This is a genomic window from Paracoccus methylovorus (assembly GCF_016919705.1).
GTDB lineage: Bacteria > Pseudomonadota > Alphaproteobacteria > Rhodobacterales > Rhodobacteraceae > Paracoccus > Paracoccus methylovorus.
In genome coordinates this window covers 83,500-104,877 of sequence record NZ_CP070368.1, presented here as the reverse complement: position 1 = coordinate 104,877, position 21,378 = coordinate 83,500, and the positions used below count along the sequence as shown (strand labels likewise).

At 65.6% G+C, this 21,378-nt stretch carries 18 protein-coding genes; 9 read left to right on the top strand and 9 right to left on the bottom strand.

The genetic code is table 11. The features are described from left to right. The first annotated feature begins 15 nt into the window (after positions 1-15). The 3 genes from JWJ88_RS00515 to JWJ88_RS00505 all read left to right on the top strand — a co-directional run bounded on the left by JWJ88_RS00515 (position 16) and on the right by JWJ88_RS00505 (position 3,667). Positions 16-1,419 (top strand): leucyl aminopeptidase family protein, encoded by a 1,404-nt coding sequence (locus JWJ88_RS00515; protein ID WP_205295082.1) that lies wholly within the window; start codon positions 16-18, stop codon positions 1,417-1,419. Continuing rightward, positions 1,416-2,270 (top strand): C40 family peptidase, encoded by an 855-nt coding sequence (locus JWJ88_RS00510; protein WP_205294173.1) that lies wholly within the window; start codon positions 1,416-1,418, stop codon positions 2,268-2,270. The genes JWJ88_RS00515 and JWJ88_RS00510 overlap by 4 nt, the downstream gene beginning before the upstream one ends. A gap of 200 nt (positions 2,271-2,470) precedes the next feature. After that, positions 2,471-3,667, top strand: a complete 1,197-nt coding sequence (locus tag JWJ88_RS00505; protein ID WP_205294172.1) for a PQQ-dependent sugar dehydrogenase — start codon at positions 2,471-2,473, stop codon at positions 3,665-3,667. On the opposite strand, the gene JWJ88_RS00500 is transcribed toward JWJ88_RS00505, so the two are convergent. The 9 genes from JWJ88_RS00500 to JWJ88_RS00460 form a co-directional block, all read right to left on the bottom strand. Next, entirely contained in the window at positions 3,664-4,035 is a 372-nt protein-coding gene (locus JWJ88_RS00500) for a DUF3775 domain-containing protein (RefSeq protein ID WP_205294171.1), read from the bottom strand. The genes JWJ88_RS00505 and JWJ88_RS00500 overlap by 4 nt on opposite strands. 165 nt (positions 4,036-4,200) lie before the next feature. Beyond that, the gene (gene mutL, locus JWJ88_RS00495; RefSeq protein ID WP_205294170.1) at positions 4,201-6,006 is read right to left on the bottom strand and encodes a DNA mismatch repair endonuclease MutL; all 1,806 of its coding nucleotides are present in this window, start codon (positions 6,004-6,006) and stop codon (positions 4,201-4,203) included. A gap of 43 nt (positions 6,007-6,049) precedes the next feature. Beyond that, complete coding sequence (locus tag JWJ88_RS00490; RefSeq protein WP_205294169.1) at positions 6,050-7,363, bottom strand: M16 family metallopeptidase; 1,314 nt, start codon at positions 7,361-7,363, stop codon at positions 6,050-6,052. Further along, positions 7,360-8,754 (bottom strand): M16 family metallopeptidase, encoded by a 1,395-nt coding sequence (locus tag JWJ88_RS00485; RefSeq protein WP_205294168.1) that lies wholly within the window; start codon positions 8,752-8,754, stop codon positions 7,360-7,362. The genes JWJ88_RS00490 and JWJ88_RS00485 overlap by 4 nt, the downstream gene beginning before the upstream one ends. Positions 8,755-8,858: 104 nt before the next feature. Beyond that, entirely contained in the window at positions 8,859-9,431 is a 573-nt protein-coding gene (locus tag JWJ88_RS00480) for a DUF3035 domain-containing protein (protein ID WP_205294167.1), read from the bottom strand. A gap of 31 nt (positions 9,432-9,462) precedes the next feature. Beyond that, the gene (lspA, locus tag JWJ88_RS00475) at positions 9,463-10,047 is read right to left on the bottom strand and encodes a signal peptidase II (RefSeq protein ID WP_407673864.1); all 585 of its coding nucleotides are present in this window, start codon (positions 10,045-10,047) and stop codon (positions 9,463-9,465) included. Positions 10,048-10,148: 101 nt separating this feature from the next. After that, positions 10,149-11,738 carry a bifunctional phosphoribosylaminoimidazolecarboxamide formyltransferase/IMP cyclohydrolase gene (gene purH, locus JWJ88_RS00470; protein WP_205294165.1) on the bottom strand — a complete coding sequence of 530 codons (1,590 nt, stop codon included), beginning with the start codon at positions 11,736-11,738 and terminating at the stop codon, positions 10,149-10,151. A gap of 39 nt (positions 11,739-11,777) precedes the next feature. Further along, the gene (locus JWJ88_RS00465; protein ID WP_205294164.1) at positions 11,778-13,427 is read right to left on the bottom strand and encodes a heparinase II/III family protein; all 1,650 of its coding nucleotides are present in this window, start codon (positions 13,425-13,427) and stop codon (positions 11,778-11,780) included. Positions 13,428-13,466: 39 nt separating this feature from the next. Further along, complete coding sequence (locus tag JWJ88_RS00460) at positions 13,467-14,651, bottom strand: RsmB/NOP family class I SAM-dependent RNA methyltransferase (RefSeq protein WP_240200229.1); 1,185 nt, start codon at positions 14,649-14,651, stop codon at positions 13,467-13,469. A gap of 132 nt (positions 14,652-14,783) precedes the next feature. Between JWJ88_RS00460 and JWJ88_RS00455 the strand changes: the two genes are divergently transcribed. From JWJ88_RS00455 to JWJ88_RS00430, 6 genes are all read left to right on the top strand, one after another. Continuing rightward, positions 14,784-14,957, top strand: a complete 174-nt coding sequence (locus JWJ88_RS00455; RefSeq protein ID WP_205294162.1) for a DUF1674 domain-containing protein — start codon at positions 14,784-14,786, stop codon at positions 14,955-14,957. A gap of 169 nt (positions 14,958-15,126) precedes the next feature. Then, the gene (locus tag JWJ88_RS00450) at positions 15,127-16,296 is read left to right on the top strand and encodes an efflux RND transporter periplasmic adaptor subunit (RefSeq protein ID WP_205294161.1); all 1,170 of its coding nucleotides are present in this window, start codon (positions 15,127-15,129) and stop codon (positions 16,294-16,296) included. A gap of 3 nt (positions 16,297-16,299) precedes the next feature. Beyond that, positions 16,300-19,419 (top strand): efflux RND transporter permease subunit, encoded by a 3,120-nt coding sequence (locus JWJ88_RS00445; RefSeq protein WP_205294160.1) that lies wholly within the window; start codon positions 16,300-16,302, stop codon positions 19,417-19,419. Beyond that, entirely contained in the window at positions 19,398-20,441 is a 1,044-nt protein-coding gene (gene selD / locus JWJ88_RS00440; protein WP_205294159.1) for a selenide, water dikinase SelD, read from the top strand. Before JWJ88_RS00445 ends, selD begins: the two co-directional genes overlap by 22 nt. A gap of 92 nt (positions 20,442-20,533) precedes the next feature. Next, positions 20,534-20,893, top strand: coding sequence for a hypothetical protein (locus JWJ88_RS00435; protein WP_205294158.1), 360 nt, complete (start codon positions 20,534-20,536; stop codon positions 20,891-20,893). A gap of 64 nt (positions 20,894-20,957) precedes the next feature. Beyond that, the gene (locus JWJ88_RS00430) at positions 20,958-21,377 is read left to right on the top strand and encodes a PaaI family thioesterase (RefSeq protein WP_205294157.1); all 420 of its coding nucleotides are present in this window, start codon (positions 20,958-20,960) and stop codon (positions 21,375-21,377) included. Position 21,378: the final 1 nt, after the last annotated feature.

The window sequence follows — 21,378 nt, the reverse complement described above, 5'->3', positions numbered from 1 at the left end:
ACTGCGAGCATGCCGATGATTCCCGAATTCGCCGATCCCCATGCCCCTTCGCTCCCTCTTTGGCTGATCCGCCCGGGTGCCACGGGGGCCGAACTGCTTGCCGAAATCGATCAACCGGCAAAGGATTGGGCCAGGGCACAGGGTTTTTCAGCCAAATTGGGGCAGTGGTGCCTGCTGCCCTCGACTGGGGGAAAGCTCGGCGGTGCATTGTTCGGTATCGGGGCCGAGCCGAAGGACACGGAACGCCCATCACGGGAGCGTTTTGTATTGGCGCGGGCGGTGGAGGCCTTGCCCGCCGGCAATTGGTATCTGGCAAATCGCCCGCAAGGGTTCGACCTGACCCTGGGTGCCTTGGGCTGGCTTTTTGCGCAATACCGCTTCACCCGCTACAAACAGATCGAGGCATCGGGCGCCCGCCTCGTTTGCCCCCCCGACGTGGACCGTGAACGGCTGATCGCCATGGCCGCCGGCGAATACATGGCGCGCGACCTGATCAACACCCCCGCTTCGGATATGGGACCCCAGGAACTGGAGCAGGTCGCGCGCGATCTGGCCCATCGGCATGGTGCTGAGATAGAGGTGATTCGCGGCGACGATCTGCTCATCCGCAATTTTCCCATGATCCACGCCGTCGGCCGGGCCGGCGCACAAGCCCCCCGACTGATCGATATCCGCTTTCCCGGTCAGGGACCGCAGTTGACGCTGGTCGGCAAAGGCGTCTGCTTTGACACGGGCGGGTTGGATATCAAGCCACCTTCTTCTATGGCCCTGATGAAAAAGGATATGGGCGGTGCGGCCAATGTGCTGGGTCTGGCCGAAACCCTGGCCCGCCTGCGGTTGACCGAGGGCATCCGGCTGCGGATTCTGATTCCCGCCGTCGAAAATGCGATTTCCGCCAATTCTTTCCGCCCCGGCGATATTCTGACCAGCCGCAAGGGCCTGACGGTCGAGGTGAACAACACCGACGCCGAGGGGCGTCTGGTGCTGGCAGATGCGCTGGCGCTGGCGGATGAGGACGCGCCGGATCTGCTGATTTCGATGGCAACGCTGACCGGCGCGGCCCGCGTGGCGCTTGGCCCTGACCTGCCACCGCTTTTCTGCGACAACGACACGCTGGCAACTGCGATCCAAGCCGCAGGGCAGGCTTGTTCCGACCCGGTTTGGCGCATGCCATTTTGGGAGCCGTATGAAACGATGATCGAGCCCGCCATCGCCGATCTGGACAATGCGCCCTCAGGCGGATTTGCCGGTGCGATCACGGCAGCACTGTTTCTGCGCCGCTTTACCAGCAAGGCCCGGGCCTATGCGCATTTCGACATTTACGGTTGGCAGCCCAATGCCGCGCCCGGACGGCCAAAGGGAGGCACCGGCCAAGGCATGCGGGCCATCCTGCACGCCCTGCCAGAGATTCTACCATGACGGCGCCGCCCACCGACCGTCGGCTGACCCCCGCCACCGAGCGCGTGGCGTTGGAGACTTTGCGCGGCGTCGTGCAGCGCCCGGCCTATACACCCGGTCGTCCCGTGCGGCTTGCGGTGCCGCTTGCCGACCTGTGCCGCGCACCCGAAGGTGCGCGTGATCGCCAACTCAATTTCGGCGCCGACCTTTTGTTGGTGGAGCAAGTGGGGGGATGGGCCTTTGTGCAAGCGGTGGCGGATGGTTATTGCGGCTGGGTTCGGGCCGAGGGGCTAATCCGACAGGTGCCGGAAATCACTCATCGAGTCAGCGCACCGGCAACCCATATCTATACCCAGCCGGACATGAAAACCCCCGAAGCAATGCTGCTATCACTGGGATCGCGGCTGTCTATCACGGCCCGACAGGGAGGTTTCGCCCGGCTGGCGCAGGGCGGTTGGGTACCCGAACAGCATATCTCGGACCACCCCGGGGACGACCCCGCTGCGGTTGCACAGCAACTGCTGGGAACGCCCTATCTGTGGGGTGGCAACAGCCGCTGCGGTATAGACTGCTCGGGCCTTGCGCAGGCGGCGTTGACTGCCTGCGCCGTGCCCTGCCCCGGAGACAGCGACATGCAGGAGGCCGCATTTCCCAAGGTTGAGGACACGATCCGCCGTAACGACCTGCTTTTCTGGCCGGGGCATGTCGCGATGGCGCTGGACAGCGAACATATGATCCACGCCACCGCCTTTGCCATGGCGGTGATCATCGAGCCGATCTCGGCAGCAATCGCGCGCATCGACGGCGCCGGACAGGGCCCGTTTCTGGGCGCAAGGCGCCCTCCACTTACCGGTCAAGGACAATTCCCCTGAAGGGTGGCCGCAAAGCTGCGCCTGAACGAACATCGCTGTATCCATTCGCACCCCGGTGCCGCACGAAAGGACCCAACCCCAAGACCACCAAGCATAGGGCCGGCGATCTTCCGCGACCATATGGACCGCGCATTGACCCGACCGGGAACACAAGGGCCGGCTGGGCGTTGGGATGCGAACCCAGCCAGATGGATGCGATCATGATGCAACGACATGCCCCCGCTGCAACAATCGCCGCAGCAATTGCCCTATGCCTTGCGATGACGCCGGCGCTGGCCGAACTGAACGACCAGCCGCCAAATGCCCAGGACCAGACACCGGCCTTTCCCGACCAGACCCGCGCGCCCCAGATCCGGCAGCAGATCCCGATCAGCCAGACCCCGCTGATCCGGGGGCTTGGCAATCCGTGGGGGATGGCGCTTCTGCCCGACGGCGGTTTGCTGATCACGGAACGCCCAGGCCGGCTGCGGCTTTATCGCAATGGGCAATTGTCGCAGCCGATCTCCGGCCTGCCAGATGTCGATGCCCGCGGACAGGGCGGGCTGCTGGACGTGGCGGTGGCCCCGGATTTCGCCGGCACCCGGCAGATCTGGTTCAGCTTTTCCGAACCGCGCGGCAATGGGCGCAATGCGACCTCGGTCGGAACCGGGCGGCTGTCCGAGGACGGCGCAACGCTGGAAGATATGCGGGTAATCTTTCGGCAAGAGCCGGCTTGGGCCTCGACCCTGCATTTCGGTTCGCGTCTGGTCTTCGACCGTCAGGGCAGGCTTTTCGTCACGACCGGGGAACGCTCGCGGCCGGAACCGCGACAACTGGCGCAAGACGTAAGCACCCATCTGGGAAAGGTGCTACGCATAGACCCCGCGACCGGCGGGCCGGCCTCCGAAAACCCTTTCACCGACGGGCGGGCGCGGCCCGAGATCTGGTCTTGGGGCCATCGCAACATCCAGGCGGCGGCGCTGGATTCGCAGGGCCGGCTATGGACGGTGGAACACGGGCCCCAAGGAGGGGATGAACTCAATCTTCCGCAGGCAGGGCGCAACTACGGCTGGCCGATCATCACCTATGGTCAGGACTACAGCGGCGCACCCATCGGCCAAGGCATCACCCAGCGCGAAGGGATGGAGCAGCCGGTTTATTATTGGGACCCGGTGATCGCACCCAGCGGCATGGTATTTTATCGCGGCGGGATGTTTCCTGAGCTTGAAGGAGATGCGCTGATCGGCGGCTTGCAGGCCGGGGCGGTGGTGCGGCTGAAAATCGACGGCGACCGCGTGACCGGAGAGCAGCGTCTGGTCGAAGGTATCGGCCGGGTGCGCGACATCGAAATTACCCCCGATGGCGCGCTGCTGATCCTGACCGATGGGGGCGAGTTGATCCGGCTGGCACGCGGCTAGACAGGGCGGTGCAGATCGTCCTCGACCTCTTCGGGTGACAGGCCAAGGGCCTCCATCCCGGCCTCCAGATAATCGGCCAGTTGCGGCTCTCCCATCAGGTAGTCCTGGGTGGGGGCGCTGCGTTCGGCCTTGGCGGTCTCGATAGCCTCGTCCAGATCCTCAGGTCCGAAAGTGTCGCGGCCGATCCACATTACCGCGACAAGGCTGGCCTGTTCGTCGTCGTTCAGGCCGGCGATGAATTCGGCCAGTTCGGTCTGGGTCCCGTGGCCGGTGCGGTGCCCGCTGTGCGCCCAAGCATTCACGCCGCTGTCGTATTCGCGGGCGCGGATAATGACATGGGCGATCTTTTCAGGACTGATTTCCAACATAGCGGCACCTCCGGCGTCTTTCCTGTTGTCGCCCCGACCGGCGCCGGGGTCAATCATCATCGACTCGACACCATGCAGGTTGGCCGGGTGAACGACGGCAAGGCCCACGCATGGCAGGGGGCAGCCAGATCCGCCTGCGTCATCGGGTCGCGTAGTGGGGGCGAATCATCGCCCGAACAGCCGCTCGATATCCGAAAGCTTCAGTTCGACCCAAGTGGGTCGGCCATGGTTGCACTGGCCGGATTTCGGTGTCCGCTCCATTTCGCGCAAAAGTGCGTTCATCTCGTCCGCACTCATGCGCCGGCCCGAACGCACCGAGCCGTGGCAGGCCATCGAGGACAGCACCGCATCGACCCGCGCCCGCAGCCGCTCGGATGTACCCTGATCGGCCAGATCATCCAGAATGTCGCGGATCAGCCGCTGGGCATTCAACCGCTGGATCAGCGCCGGAACCTCTCGTACCGCCACCGCACCGCCGCCAAAGGGCTCGATCACCAGCCCCAGCGTGGCCAATTCGCCGGCTATGGACAGGATGCGTTGGGCCTCGGCTTCGGACAGTTCGACGATCTCGGGGATCAGCAGAGCCTGACCGGCGATGCCATTCGCCTCGGCCTGCGCCTTCAGCCGCTCATAGACCAGCCGTTCATGCGCGGCATGCTGATCGACGATAACGATGCCATCGGCGGTCTGGGCAATGATCCAGTTCTCATGCAGTTGCGCCCTTGCGGCACCCAAGGGTGCCCCGGCCGGGGTCTCGGGCTCGGGCTCGACCCTTGCGGTCGGCGCCTCGGCGAAACCGGGCGCCTGAAAGGCAAAGCTGGCGGCAATGGCCGGGGCCGAGGGGTGGGCGGGCGCATAGCTGGCCTGATAGCGGCGCGGAGCCTCGGGTTCAGGCCGCGCCACCCCCAGCGCCGCCGTCGCCACCGTGGACGAGGTGCGATGCCCCGCCCCCGCCAGCGCATGGCGCAGAGCAGAAACCACCAGCCCGCGCGCAATGGCGGGTTCGCGGAACCGGACCTCGGCCTTTGCCGGATGCACGTTCACGTCGACCTGATGCGGGTCGCAGGTCAGAAACAACACCGCCGCCGGATGCCGCCCCGAGGGAAGCACATCCATATAACCCGCCCGCAGCGCGCCCGTCAGCATCTTGTCCCGGACGGGGCGGCCGTTGACGTAAAGGTGCTGCGCCACCGCTGCGCCGCGCGAATAGGTCGGCAAGGCGGCAAAGCCGGTCAGCGTGATATCGTCGCGCGTGGCGTCTATGGGCAGGGCATTATCGATGAAGTCACGTCCCATGACGCGGGCCAACCGGGTCTGAAGCGCGTCGAAGAGCTCGCCCTGTTCGGCATCGGCACGAAACAGCACCCGCCCCTCGTCCTCGTCGATCAGGGTGAAGCCGACATAGGGTTCGGCCATGGCAAGGCGGCGGATCACCTCGACCACGGCCTGTGTCTCGGCCCGGTCGGTGCGCAGGAATTTCAGCCGCGCCGGCGTGGCAAAGAACAGGTCGCGCAACTCGACCACCGTACCACGATTGCCCGCCGCCGGCTTGACCGGGCCGATGCGCCCACCTGCGACGCTGATCTGTGCCCCGTCGTCATCAGGCGTCCGGCTTGTGATCGCAAGACGCCCGACAGCCCCCAGGCTGGGCAGCGCCTCGCCGCGAAAGCCGAAGCTGCGGATGTCCAGAAGGTCGCTGCCGTCGATCTTGCTGGTGGCATGGCGGGCCAGCGCCAGCGGCAGATCGCCGGCGGTCATGCCGCAGCCATCGTCGGTGACGCGGATCAGCCCCTTGCCGCCCTTGGCAATCGCGACCTCGATGCGCGCGGCACCGGCATCCAGCGCGTTCTCGACCAATTCCTTGACCGCCGAGGCCGGCCGTTCGACCACCTCGCCAGCAGCGATGCGGTTGGCGGCAGTTTCGTCTAACTGCCGGATAACGGGACGCATCTTGGGGGCATGAGTGTTCATAACCCCAGATCTAGCATTTCCCGCCCCGTCATAAAAGGATTCGTCAGTTCGTGGCGTCAATGCCTTCCGGCCGGCCGACCAGCACAAAGCGGATCTGGTCGGAATGCAGCACGCGCGTAGCGACACGCTGCACATCCTCGGCGGTGACGGCCTCGATCTTGCTGTTGCGGGTGTTGACGTAATCCGCGGGCAGGCCGATCAACTGCATTCCGCTCAGAATACTGGCAATCTTGCCGTTGCCGTCGAAGCGCAGGGCATATTCGCCGGTCAGATAGGTCTTGGCGTCGGTCAATTCCTTATCCGTCACGCCACCCTCGACAAACCGGTCCCACTCTTGGCGAATCAGCCCGACGGCCTCGGCCACCTTGTCATTGGCGCTGGCCATGCCGCCCTGCCAGGTTTCGCCATAGACGCCATTCGAAAGACCGGTGCGCACGCCATAGGTCAGCCCACGCTTCTCGCGGATCTGATCCATCAACCGCGATGAAAAGCCGCCGCCGCCCAGGATATGATCTGCGACGAATGCGGCGAAATAGTCGGGATCGGACATCGGCAGGCCGGGTTGGGCGAAACTGACCACCGTTTGCGGGCTGTCCCAGTCGATCACCGTCACCCCGCCGGTCAGCTGCAATTCGGCCCTGTCCGGCAGCGGCACCGAGCCTTTTTCGGGCAGCCTGCCAAGGACAGTGTCGATCAGCTTGCCCAGATCCTCGGCGCTGATATCGCCTGCCGCCGCCACCACTACGCGGTCGCGGGCAAGGATGCGGTTCGTGGCGTCGATCAGATCGTCGCGCGTCAACGCGGCGACGGATTCAAGCGTGCCGTTGATCGAGGTGGCGGAGGGGTGATCGCCCCATGCCTGCCGGGCCAGTTCTTTGCTGGCGATGGAGTTCGGATCGGTCGCCTCGGACCGGATCGCGGCTTGCAACTGCGCCCGCACCCGTTCGACCGCATCGGGGTCAAAGCGCGGCTCGGTCAGTGCCTGACGCAGCAATTCGGCAGCCTGATCGCGGTTTTCCGTCAGCATCCGCGCACTGACGCTAAGCGCATCGTCACCCACGTCAAAACGGTTCTGCGCCCCAAGCCCCTCGACCGCCTCGGCATATTGCACCGAATCCATCTGCCCCGAGCCTTCCTCCAGCAACGAGGTCATCAGGCTCATCTGGCCGCGCTTGTCCGGCGCATCAAGGCTGGCACCGCCCCTGAACATCAGGGACAGGGCGGTGAAGGGAATCGAATGATCCTCGACCAGCCAGGCCCTGATGCCACCGGGCGAGGTGATTTCCTGAATTTCGATGGCGCGGGCAGGCAGGCTGGCCAGTGCGACAAAAACAAGCGTGGCAAAAGCGCGGATCATTCGACTTCCCCCGGATTGGCAGCTTCGGCAGAGACGGGTTGCAGCGCGTCGGCAGGCGCATCCGGCGCCGGCAGCAGCCAGCCGGTAACGGTGGCGCGGTTGTCCAGCACCAGTTTCGCGGCGGCGCGAACGTCCTCAGGCGTAACGGCGGCCAGAATCTCGGGCCAATCGTTCACGTCTTCGACCGTCAGGCCGGTGGCTAGGCCCTGTCCATAGTCATAGGCCCGGCCATGCGCCGAATCCTGGGAATAGATACGCGCGGCACGAATCCGGGTCTTGACCCGCTCCAATTGCGCGGGATCAGGCCCCTCATCCAGGAATTTCGCCAATGCTGCGTCCAGCGCCGCCTCGGCCTCGGCATTCTCGACGCCCGGGGCCGGCACCATCGAGATACCGAAGGTCGTCGGATCGACCGAGAACCCGTCGTAGAAGGCGTTGACGTAAAGCGCCTTGCCCGTCAGCATCAGTTCCCGCGCCAGCATCGAGGTCTGGCTGGAGCCTGCCAGCAGATCGGCCAATACGGTCAGCGCGGCGGCAGTCTGCTGATCGCCGCTGTTGCGTTCGGGCGCGATCACGGTGCGGATCATCACAGGCTGGGCGACGCGGGCATCCACCCGTTCAATTCGCCGGGGCGAACGCTGGATCGGCTCTTGCGGGCGTGGATTGCGGGGCGCGTCGGCCTTGGGCTGGACGGGGCCGTAATGGGTTTCGGCCAGTTCCCTGACCTGTTCGGGCGTCACGTCGCCGGCGATCACCAGCACTGCGGCATTGGGGGCATAATGCGCGTCATACCAGGCAATGGCATCGTCGCGCGTCAGCCCCTCCATCTCTTGCCGCCAGCCGATGACCGGGCGGCCGTAGGGGTGGTTATAGAACTGCACGGCGCTGCGTTCCTCGCCGAATTGCGCGCCGGGGTCGCTGTCGGTGCGTTGCGAGCGCTCCTCCAGCACGACCTGCCGTTCGGCCTGCCAGTCGTCCTCGCCGATCTTCAGATTGGCCATGCGATCGGCCTCCATCTCCATGATCAGCGGCAGCCGGTCGCTGGCGATACGCTGGAAATAGGTGGTGAAGTCATAGCTGGTAAAGGCGTTGTCCATGCCGCCATTGGCGGTCACGGTCTTGGACAGCTCACCGGGTCCCAGCTTGTCGGTGCCCTTGAACATCAGGTGTTCCAGGTAATGCGCGATGCCGGACTTGCCCGGCTGTTCGTCGGCCGAACCGATCTTGTACCACAGCATCTGCACCACGACCGGGGCGCGGTGATCCTCGATCACCACGGTCTCAAGGCCGTTGGGCAGCGTAAAATGGCTGATCCCGCTGGGCATTTCGGCCAGCGCGGGTGTCGCCGCCAGCACCAGCGCAAAGGGGGCAAGACGGGTCAGAATGATCATGACAGGCTCCGGTTCCGGGTCGCGCCCTGAACCTGCCCTTGCGCGCGGTCACGCGCAAGCCTGCCGCCTGTCATCTCGGCGTGATCAAAGCGCGAGCGGCGGGATCAGTCCTCGCTCAGGATCGGCACCCGATCCACTACGCGGGGGGCCTGCACCTTGCCGTTGCCGCCCATGCCGCGCGGCGGCGCCGCAGGCAATTGCACGCCCGTCGGGCGCCAGCGTTCCAGTTCGGACCAGCTATCCAGCGTCATCGGATCATAGGCGCGGTAATAGACATTGGTCCGCGCCAGGACCTCAAGCGCGCGGCGGGAATGGCGGCTGCGCCATTTCAGGTCCTCTTGCGCGGTGGTCTGGCGGATCCCCGGGTCGCGGCCAAGACGCGAGGCATAGGCGATCAGCGCGCCGTCCGCCGCCCCGATACCCTGCGCGGAAAGCTGCCCGGGATTGCCGCCCAATGCCACCACCGCATCGGCCTGCGGCGTCGGATCGGTGATGTTCGCGCCACCCGGCGTCGGCGGGGGCAGCACGTTCAGATCGGCCGGCATCTGCAAGGGCTTGGTGGGCAGGATCGAGAATTCATCTGGACTGGAACTGCCGGAATTGGTGTTCATCAGATGCGGATCACTGCTGCAGGCGGCCAGCAGCAGCATGGTCATGGTCAGCGCGATCGCCCGCATCTTCCGTCCCTCTTGTTCTTCCGGCCCGTTATTAGCGCGTATTCCCCGGCTCGTCACGGGTCTTGTCATCCAGCACCAGTTCGCCTTGCGCCTCGGTCTGCGGCTGCGGATCAGGCGGGCGCGGTTTCGCCGTGCGAGGCTTGGCAGGGGTCTTGCGTTTTTTCGTCCCCGGCTTCTTGTCGGGCGGCAGCAGGACCAGCCCCATCGCACCTGCGAAAATCGCGATATCGGCCACATTGAAGCTATAGGGGTTGCGCCAGCCCGGCAGCGACATGTTCAGGAAATCCGCGACCGCACCATAGGTCAGCCGGTCCACGACATTGCCCAAAGCCCCGCCGATCAGCAGCCCGGCCGAAATCTGCGCAAAGCGCGAGGGCTTGGCGCGTCCAACCCAGATCCCGACCCAAAGGCAAACGGCAAGGGCGATGACGATCAGCACCCAGCGCATCACCTCGACGTCGCTGGCGAAAAGGCCGAAGTTCATGCCCTGATTCCAGGCCATGCGCAGGTTCAGCCACGGGTCGAATACGTCGATCTCGCGCAACTGATCCAGCCGCAGCACATGCACGACCAGATACTTCAGCACCTGATCCAGCAGAAAAACCAGCCCTGCCACCAGCAGGACGTTACGCCAGACTGGGGGTTGTGGCGGCTTTCTCGAACGCCGCTTTCGGGGCGCCGGGCTTTTCCGCGGCTTGGGGGACGCGGTCTCTGCCATCAGTGACGGAAATGCCGTTGGCCGGTGAACACCATGGCCAGACCCAGCCGGTCGGCGGCCTCGATCACCTCGGCGTCACGCATCGAGCCGCCGGGCTGGATCACCGCCCGCGCACCCGCCGCCGCCAGCGCCTCAACCCCGTCGGCAAACGGGAAGAAGGCGTCCGAGGCGACCGAGGAACCGATGGTCAGCGCCTGCGCCAGACCCAGCGCCTCGGCCATGTCTTCGGATTTGCGCTTGCCGATACGGGTCGAATCGACGCGGCTCATCTGACCGGCACCGATACCGACGGTGGCCAGGTCGCGGGCATAGACGATGGCGTTCGATTTCACATGCTTGGCCACGGTCCAGGCGAAAAGCAGGTCGTCCAGTTCCTGATCCGTAGGCTGGCGCTTGGTCACCACCTTCAGGTCCGCAGGCAGGATGCGGCCATTGTCGCGGCCCTGCACCAGAAACCCGCCCGCCACCTGACGGAAGGCAAGCCCGGGGGCCGAAGGATCGGGCAGCCCGCCCGTGGTCAAAAGCCGCAGGTTCTTCTTGGCGGCAAAGATCTCTTTCGCTTCGTCGGTGGCCTCGGGCGCGATGACGACCTCGGTGAAGATCTCGGTGATCGCCTTTGCCGTCTCTCCGTCAAGCGTGGTGTTCAGCGCGATGATGCCGCCAAAGGCCGAGGTGCGGTCGCAGTCAAAGGCGCGCCGATAGGCATCGACCGCGCTGTCGCCCCGCGACACGCCGCAGGGGTTGGCGTGCTTGATGATCGCCACAGCCGGACCCTGCGCCGGGTCGAATTCGGCCACCAGTTCAAAGGCGGCATCGGTGTCGTTGATGTTGTTGTAGGACAGCTCCTTGCCCTGCCATTGACGGGCGGTGGCGACGCCCGGGCGATCCGATCCGTCCTTGTAGAAGGCGGCGGACTGATGCGGGTTTTCGCCATAGCGCAGGGTCTGCGCCAACTGTCCCGAAAAGCTGCGGCGGCGTGGGGTCTGTTCGCCAATGGCCTGCGCCATCCAGGTCGAAACAGCCGCATCATAGGCCGCCGTCCGCGCATAGGCGATCTGGGCCTGCCGTTGGCGGAAGGCATGGGTGGTGCGATCGTCATTGGCGTCAAGCTCGGTCAGGACGGCGGCGTAATCCTCGACATCCACCACGACCGTGACGAAGGCATGGTTCTTGGCGGCAGCGCGGATCATCGCCGGGCCGCCGATGTCGATATTCTCGATGCAGTCGTCGTAGCCCGCACCTTTGGCCACGGTGGCCTCGAACGGGTACAGGTTCACGACCAGCAGGTCGATCATCCCGATCTTGTGCGATTCCGCGGCAGCCATATGCTCTTCGTTGTCGCGCAACGCCAACAGGCCGCCGTGAACGACCGGGTGCAGCGTCTTGACGCGGCCGTCCATCATCTCGGGGAAACCCGTCACGTCGGCCACGTCCACCACGCTAAGCCCCGCCTCGCGCAGCGTCTTGGCAGTGCCGCCGGTGGACAGTATCTCGACGCCCCGCGCCGAAAGCGCCCGCGCAAAGTCGATCAGCCCGGTCTTGTCGGAAACGGAAATCAGCGCGCGCTTCAGCGGAATGCGGTCGGTCATCGGTCGGTGTCCCGTGAGATGGATGGCGGATTTGGCCCGTCACCTACCCCCGGAACGCGCCAAGGTCCAGCCGATCTGGATCGCACGCCCCTGCAGATGGGCGGAAATCGCCATTTGGCGCGAGGGGCGCGGCTCGGCCATGGCACGATCCAGCAGGCAGGATGCCTCAAGCCGCAGCTCTCCTACCCCGTCATGGGTGAACAGCCATTCCTCGCCATTGGGCAGGGTCAGGCGGATTTCGTTGCCCTGCTGGCTGGCCTGCACGTCGGGGTGCAGATGAAAGCGGATGTCGAAGGCCAGCCCCTCGTCGGGGCGGACCTGCTCCAGCCGGGTCTGGGCGCTGGCATCCAGCGCCGCCAGCGAATCCTCGCCCCTCAACGCCATGCCGTCGGGATCAAGCCAAAGCTCGCGCAGATGCGTCAGGCCATGGCTGGCCAGCCAGCCGTCGTGGCCGGCCAGAAGATGCGCCGGCTCGGGCGAGTGGGTCGGACCGCAATCGGGCGGGGTAAGGTTGCCCAAGGCGTCGCAATCACCGGCCCAGACCAAAGCGGGACGTTCGGTCAGGATATCGGGCTCGCCCTCTTGCCGGTTCGGGTTCAGCCGCGACGAGGACAGCCCCGCAAGACACAGCGCCGAGTGGCAGGGGGTGGCGCGGCTGGCCCGGGCCCAAAGCGGGCCGAAACCGTCGCCGGGACCGCAGTTCACGATCAAGGGCTGGCGCGCCACCGTCAGTTCGAAAGCCAGGGTCGAGGCATGGGCGCGGATCGCAGCCGGACCACCCGGTGGGGGGGCCGCATCAAGGATCAGCGTGGTGCGCGCCCGCGCCATGCGGGCAAAGCCCATGGCCAGCCCGCTGACGGGCAAAGCCGGACCCTGCGCCATGCGCAGGCAGCGGTCGAGACGTCCGGCCGCGCCGCGTCCGCCGCCGTGGAAACGGGGCAGCGCCCCGTCGGCATGGCGCAATGCGCGCAGGATGGGCGCGATCTCGGCGATGATGGCGTGCAATTCGGGCGGGCATTCCAGCCCCGCCTCTTCGGCGACCTCCTGTGCCCAGACCAGCAGCGCCATGGCTTCCAGCAGCGATTCGGGCGCACGCGATTCGGACAAGGTGGCGACGCCCATGGCATCTGCCTCTTCGGCCAGCGCGATCAGCGCCGGCTGCGCCATGGACTGACGGTCGCGCAGGGACATGGCGCCGATGGCCAACCCTGCCAGCGCCTCAAGCCGGCACAGCCCGTCGTCGCTGTCATACCAACTGTCGCGCAGATGGTTCAGATGCTGGTCGAGCGCGCGAAAATAGGGTCCGGCCCCATCGCGATCCAGACCCGGCAGGATCATCCCGGCGTGAAAGATCCAGCGCAGCAACCGCCGGCCGGCCACCTGGGGCGCCCATTCCGGCGCCTCGGGCAGGGTCTGGCGATGCCGGCGCAGCCAGCGCAGCACATGATCCTGCGCGATGGCGCGAGCGCGCGGGGTGCCCACGGCCGCAAGGTCGTCAAGCCAACCAAAACCGTTCAGGTCCGCCGCGACGCTGGCCGGCAGGTCGGCGGCGAAGAAATCGCCGGTCAGGGTGATGCCGCCCAGATGCAGGGTGCCGCCGACGATCTGCTCGCCGCGACCGGAATGGCCGATGGCCTTGGGTTCGGGGCGGCGTAGAAATCCCCTTGGTGCGACAGAGCTTTCGGTCATGGGCAACGCATTCGCTAGTATGACGCAACCTTAGGTCCGCTAGGCGGATTTCCGCAAGCGCGCGATGAAGAACCCGTCCATGCCGCCGCGTTCCGGCCACAGGTCGGGGCGCAGCCGCAGCGCGCCTTGCGCAGTGATCCAGCCGGGATCGATTCCGGGGGCACGAGGAGGTTCGACCATCAGGCCGGGGTGGCGGGCAAGCGCGGCCGACAGTTGCTCTTCGCCCTCGGCGGGCAAAAGCGAGCATGTGGCATAAACCAGCCGCCCGCCGGGTTTGAGCAGCCCCAGCGCATGGTCGATCAGTTGCGCCTGAAGCGCGGTCAGATCCGCCAGCCCGGCCCCGTCGCGGATGCGCGGCAGTTCCGGGTGTCGGCGAATGGTGCCGGTCGCGGAACAGGGCGCATCCAGCAGCACCGCATCCAGCGGCTGATCCGGCCGCCATGCCAGCGCATCCGCCGCGACCAGCCCCGCTGACAGCCCGCAACGCGCAAGGTTGTCGGCCACGCGCGCAAGGCGCGGCTCGGATATATCAATCGCGGTGACCTCGGCCCCGGCTGCTGCGAGTTGCAGGGTCTTGCCGCCCGGCGCGGCGCAAAGATCGGCGATCACTTCGCCGGGTTGGGGCTCAAGCACCCACACCGCCAGCGCGGCGGCAGCATCCTGCACCCACCAGTCGCCCTTGTCATAGCCGGGCAGCGCCGAAACCTGAGCGCCGGCAGGCAGACGGTGCGAGCCGGTCGGCAGCACCTCGCCAGGGGTCTCGCCCTTTGGGGTCAGGTCCAGGGGCGCGCCGGCCTCATGCGCCCCCTCGATGGCACGGGCAACATCTTCGCCCCATGCGTCCACGACCGGGACGCGCAACCAGGCCGGCATCTTTTGTGGCTGAAGCGCGGCCCAGGTCTCGCCTGCGCCCGAGACCTTGCGCAGCACCGCATTCACCATGCCGGAGGCGGCCTGTCCCTTGCGCCCCGATGCCCTTGCCAGCGCCACGGCCGAGTTCACCACGCCATGCGGCGCCTCGCCCAAGGCCAGCATCTCGACGGTGGCGAGACGCAGAATGCGCATGATTTCTGGCCGGGGGCGACGGGCAAGCATCGGTGCCAGCAGCCGGTCGGCACGTTCCTCGCGCCGCAATACCTCGAGCGCGAGGCGTCGGGCGCGGGCGCGTTCAGAGGGGGCAAGGCGATCGACCAATGCGGCCGCCTCGTCCAGCGTCGCGCCCATGTCCACCGCGGCAAGCAGACGCAGCGCGCCCGATCTTGCCCCATCCCCTGCCTGTCCTTGCGCGCGTGTCTTGTTCAAAGCCTGCCTCTTGTCTAGATTGGTCCGGTCTAGCGTGAAGCAGGGGAAATCGCCATGACCGACCGCAAGGATCTGCCGCCCGAAGCACAGCGCGCGCTTGCCGAAGCCGAAGAGCGCCGCCGCAATGCGAAACCCCTGAACCTGCCGGTCGAGTTGGGCGGCCGGGACGGGCCCGAGCCGGTGCGCTATGGCGATTACGAAAAGAAGGGCATCTGCGTCGATTTCTAAGACGGATCGGGATGCGCAGCGTTGCCCGGTCGCATGGGTATTTGGACAACGAAGAAGCCGCAAATGCCGTGCTGGCGAATCCGTGATCGCTGATGAGCCTGCCGTTTACTTGCCATTGGGGTTCGCCGTCTAGACAATGCGCCAACCACCAAACCGCAAGGAACGGCAGATGGCCTCTGGGCAGGGGATCACAAGATGGGCGACGCTGGCGATCCTGCTGGCGAGCCAGGCTTTCGCGCAGCAGGGGCCGGACGGACGCAAGCCACAAGGACCCACCGAAGTTGGCGTCGTAGCCACCGCCGAAGAGGATGTGCCCTATACCGTCACCTTGCCGGGTCGTGCGATTGCCTATCAGCAAACCAGCATCCGGCCGCAGGTTGGCGGAGAGGTTCTTGAAATCTCCTATGATTCCGGCAGGCCCGTCAAGGCCGGAGACGTGTTGTTCCGGCTGGATCCCGAAACCCTGGCAGCCGCGCTTGCCGCGGCCGAGGCGGCTGTGGCCGGGGCAGAAGCCAGCCTGACACAGGCGGAAAACACCGTCACCCGCTATCGGCGACTGGAGGGGTCCGGGGTCTCGGCCGTGGAGCGCGCCAATGCCGAAGTGGCGCTGAAGCAGGCCGAGGCGAACCTGAAAGCTGCCGAGGCGGCCCGGGATGGGGCGCTGCTGGCCTTGCAGCGCACCGAGATCCAAAGCCCGCTGGACGGTGTGGCGGATGTCGCGGCCGTTTCGGTGGGGGATCTGGTGACGGCGAACCAGTCCGAAACTCTGACCACCATCACCCAGCTTGATCCGATCTATGTCGATGTTTCGGAATCCAGCGCCCGGATGCTGCGCACCCGCGCGCGCATCAGCGCCGGGCAGTTGGTGGTCAACGGTGGGGTAAAGACCCAGTTGATCCTGGAAACCGGCGAGGAATATCAGGGCGAGGGCCGGATCGTCAGCCCCGGCATCGCGGTTTCGCCCACTACCGGCACGGTGCCGATCCGGTTGCAATTCGACAATCCCGACCAGATGATCCTGCCCGGCCAGTTCCTGCGCGTCAAACTGACCTTGGGCACCACCCGCGCCGTGCTGGTGCCGCAACGCGCGACCAGCCGCGCCTCGGACGGCACGCTGACCGCCTTTGTCGCCCGCGAAGGCAAGGCCCAGCAGGTCACGCTGAGCGAGCAGGGCAGCTATCGCAACAGCTGGATCGTGACCCAGGGCATCAGCCCGGGCGAACAGTTGATCGTTGACGGGCTGGACAACCTGCGTGCGGGGGCCGAGATCACCACCATCCCCGTCATCATCGACGCCCAAGGCGTCGTGCGCGAGGCCGACGAACGCGGGGAAGGCTGAAGCATGGCGCAGTTTTTCATTCATCGCCCGGTATTCGCCTGGGTGCTGGCCATCGTGACCATGCTGATCGGCACCTGGTCGCTGATCAGCCTGCCGGTTTCGCAATATCCCGATATCGCGCCGACCACGATCCGCATCACCGCCAACTATTCGGGCGCAACTGCGCGAGCGGTGCAAAACTCGGTCACAACGCCCATCGAGGACGTGCTGACCGGGCTGGATGGGCTGCTTTACACGGTCTCGTCAGCCTCGACCGGACGCAGCACCATCACGCTGACCTTCGACGACAGCGTGGACCCCGTGGATGCGCTGAACGAGGTGCAGTCCAAGGTCCGTTCGGTCGAAAGCCGGCTGCCGACGCCCGTGCAGAACGACGGCGTCTCGGTGACGCGCTCGTCCTCGTCGATCCTGATGGTGGGGGCGCTGGTTTCAACCACCGGGCAGCATTCCACCATCGAATTGGGCAACCTGCTGGAGCAGGTGGTCGAAGGCCCTGTCAAGCGGACCGAGGGCGTTGGCGGCGTGGACATCTTTGGTTCGGGCTATGCGATGCGGATCTGGATGGACCCGCTGCAGTTGGCGCAGTTCCAGTTGACCCCCACAGACATCACCACCGCTGTGGCACAGCAAAACAGCACGGTTTCGGTCGGCAGTCTGGGCGATCAGCCGGTGGTGCTGGGCCAGCAGTTCACCGCCAATATCACCGCGCAAAGCCAGCTTACCTCGGTCGAGGACTTCCGCAATATCCTGCTGAGGACCGGCGAGGACGGCGCCGCCGTGCGTCTGGGCGACGTGGCCGAGGTCGAGATCGGCCAGACGCGATACGGTCGCGATTCACGCTTCAACGGCATGAACGCCTCGGGGTTTGCGGTGAACCTGGCCACTGGCGCGAATGCGGTCGAGACCGCGAATGCCGTGACCGCCACGATGGATGGGCTACGCAACGCACTGCCCGAGGGGGTCGAGGTCCGCATCGCCTATGACACCGCGCCTTTTGTCGAACTGTCGATCGAGAAGGTCTATCACACCCTGATCGAAGCCATCGTCCTGGTCTTTCTGGTCATCCTGATCTTTCTGCAGAACTGGCGTGCGACGCTGATCCCGATCATCGCCATTCCGGTCGTGCTGCTGGGCACTTTTGGCATGCTCGCGGCGCTGGGATACTCGGTGAACACGCTGACCATGTTCGCCATGGTGCTGGCCATCGGGCTTTTGGTCGATGACGCCATCGTCGTGGTCGAGAACGTCGAGCGGGTGATGAAAGAGGACGGGCTTGGTCCCGTCGAGGCCACGGAAAAAAGCATGGGCCAAATCAGCGGCGCGCTGATCGGCATCGCGCTGGTCCTGTCGGCGGTGTTCCTGCCCATGGGCTTCATGCCCGGCTCGACCGGGGTGATCTACCGGCAATTCTCGGTCACCATCATCACGGCCATGGTGCTGTCGCTTTTGGTGGCGCTGATCCTGACACCCGCTATGTGCGCAAGCCTTTTGCGCCAGCATCATGGCCCGGCCCGCTTCGCGCCGGCTCGCTGGTTCAATGCCGGGTTCGACCGGGTGACGCGCGGCTATTCCGCCACCGTGCGGCGCACCCTGCGCCGGCCGCTGCTGGTCATGCTGGTTCTGGCCGCAATCAGCTATGGCGCCATCGATCTTTTTGGCCGCATGCACACCACCTTCATCCCCGGCGAAGATCAGGGGGTGCTGCAATCGCGCATTACCCTGACCGAAGGCTCGACCGCGCAGCAGACCGCCGCCGTGGTGAAGGAGATCGAAGATTACATGCTGACCGAAGAGAAAGACGCGGTCGAATCGGTCTTTGTCGCCATGGGCTACGGTTTCTCCGGCACCTCGCAAAGCCGGGCCATGGTCTTTGTCAAACTGCGCGATTTCGATCAGCGCCAGGACCCCTCTCTTGCGGCAAGCGCCGTCGCCTCGCGCGCCAATGACCGGTTCGAGAACCATCGGGCGGGGCGCATCACCTTTCTGCAACCGCCGGCGATCCCGCGGCTGGGCAATGCGGCGGGCTTCAGCATGTATCTGATGGATCAGTCCGGCGGCGGGGCCGAGGCACTGACTCAGGCCGCCAAGACGCTGGAGCAGGTCACGGCGGAAGACTCGCGCCTGCAAAGCGTCGAAAGCAGCGGCACCGAAACCGAGGCGGCGCTGAAGATCGATATCGACCAGCAAAAGGCCGAAAGTCTGGGTGTCAGCCTGTCGGGTGTGAACGCCATGCTTTCGACGATCTTTGCCGGGACCGAGGTGAACGATTTCGCGCTTGGCGCACAACTGCGGCCGGTGATCGTGCAGGCCACGGCGGCAAACCGCATGCAGCCCGAAGACGTGGACAGCTGGTATGCCCGCAATGCCTCGGGCGAGATGGTGCCCTTTACCGCCTTCATGACCACCCGCTGGGAACCGGTCGAGCCGAGCCTGTCGCGCATGGACGGCATCGACGCCATCGAGATCACCGGCCAACAAAGCGACAGCACCAGTTCGGGCGAGGCGATGACCGCCATGGAGGAACTGGTGGCGCAGCTTCCGGGCGGCTATGGCACCGCCTGGACCGGGCTTTCCTTTCAAGAGCGGCAATCGGGCAACCAGGCGCCTTATCTTTTCGCGCTTTCGGCGCTGGTGGTGTTCCTGTCGCTGGCAGCGCTTTATGAAAGCTGGTCGATCCCGTTTTCAGTTATGCTGGCGGTACCGGTGGGGGTATTGGGCGCGGTCGTGGCGGCGCTGACCTTTGGCCAGGCCAATGACGTCTATTTCAAGGTGGGTATCCTGACCACCATCGGCCTTGCCGCCAAGAACGCCATCCTGATCGTTGAATTCGCCCGCGAGCTTGAACAATCCGGCCGCGCCACCGTTGATGCAGCGGTCGAGGCCGCGCGGCTGAGGCTGCGGCCGATCCTGATGACCTCGCTGGCCTTTATCCTGGGCGTTCTGCCGCTGGCCATCGCCACCGGGGCGGGCGCGGCCGCGCAGAATTCGATCGGCATCGGGGTGATGGGCGGCATGATCGCCGCGACCTTCCTTGGCATCTTCATGGTCCCGGCATTCTACGTTACGGTGCGCTGGCTGACGCAATGGCGACGGAGACCGACATGGACGACCACCCCAGACTGACCTCGCTGGCGCATGGTGGCGGCTGCGGCTGCAAGCTCGCGCCCTCGGTGCTGCGCGAATTGCTGGCCGATCAGCCCATGGCGCAGGCCTTTCCACAACTGCTGGTGGGGACCGAAACCTCGGACGACGCGGCGGTCTGGCAGGTCGATGACAATACCTGCGTGATCGCGACCACGGATTTCTTCATGCCGATGGTGGACGATCCGCGCGCCTTTGGCCGGATTGCCGCAACCAATGCGATTTCCGACATCTATGCCATGGGGGGCCGGCCGATCATGGCGCTGGCGATCCTGGGCATGCCCATCGACAAGCTTGCCCCCGAACAGATCCGCGAGATCCTGGAGGGCGGCCGCGATATCTGCCACGAGGCAGGCATCCCCGTCGCCGGAGGCCATTCCATCGACGCGCCCGAACCGATCTATGGTCTTGCCGTGATCGGGCTTTGCCATCCTTCGGAACTGCGGCGCAATGCCGATGCGCGGGTTGGCGACACGCTGATCCTGACCAAGGGTCTTGGCGTCGGCATCTATTCCGCCGCAATCAAGAAAGGCGCATTGGACGATGCGGGCATTGCCGAAATGATCGCCTCGACCACGACGCTGAACCGGATCGGCGTCGATCTGGCGAAACGCGCCGATGTGCATGCGATCACGGACGTGACCGGCTTTGGCATTCTGGGCCACGGGCTGGAAATCGCGCGCGGCGCCGGTTTGCGGCTGCGGCTGCGGCTGGCGGATCTGCCGCTTTTGTCGCACGCAGCCGAGTTGGCCCAAGCGGGATTCGCCACCGGGGCCTCGACCCGGAACTGGGCCGCCTATGGTGCCGAGGTCGAACTGCCCGAAGGCCTGCCCCCGTGGCAACAGGCGCTGCTGACCGATCCGCAGACTTCGGGCGGGCTGTTGGTCGCCTGCGCCCCCGAAGCCGCCGACGAGGTGCTGGATATTATCCGCAGCGCGGGTTTTCCGCTGGCCGCCATCGTCGGCCATGCCGAGGAAGGGCGCGCCGGGATCTTGGTCGAATAGCGCCGTTTTTGGGTATTTGGGCAACGAAGAAGCCGGGATTGCGAGGAACTTGGCGGGGCGGCTGGCGTTTGGAGCGCAGGAGGATGCAGCCCATGCCTGAGATTTCCCTGTTTCGCCCCATCGCCCTGAGCTTTGCGATGGCCTGTCTGGCCGCACCGCTTTCGGCCCAAACCGCCCCCGGCAGCGTGGAAACGCCCGTGGTCGAAACCGTTCAAGGCGCAGGCGAATGCCCCGCGGCCGCCGCCATGGCCGAGCCTGCCACGCCCGAGACCGCCTCGGCTGATGGCACCGCACCGGACAATTCCGGCTCGACCGGCTGGACCGGCGGCACCGGTGGATCGCAGATCGGCACCAACCCCTCGGGCGCGCATCACGCCACCAGAACCTGGCATCCGCCTACTGCACGCGGCCTTGATCTGGCGGGACGTCCCGAGCCTGTCCCGGCCTGCTGAAATCGTCGCGGCAATTGACGTCGTGTTCTCTGCCGCAGAAGATGCGGGCAAAAAGGGGAGCGTGATGAACGACAGCCACACCGCAGCCGCCATCGAGGTGCATTCGCCCTATTCCGAATCGCTGGGGATGGAGATTGTCGCCGCGACCCTGGACGAGGTCATCCTGCGCGTGCCGGTCACCCGGGTGCTGACCAACCGCAATGGCGTCCTGCATGGCGGCGCGATCATGAGCCTGGCCGATCATGCCGCGGGCACGGCCACGCATCTACGCCTGCCGGAAGGCGCGGCAACGACCACGCTGGAAAGCAAGACGAATTTCCTGCGACCGATCCGGCTGGGCGATATCGCCGAGGCGCGGCCCAAACCGCTGCATCTGGGCAGGACCACGATGATCTGGCAAACCGACATCTATCGCGGCGATGGCAAGCTGGCCGCCGTGGTGATCCAGACGCAACTGGTGCTGGAATGGAAAGAGCCGGCCTGAT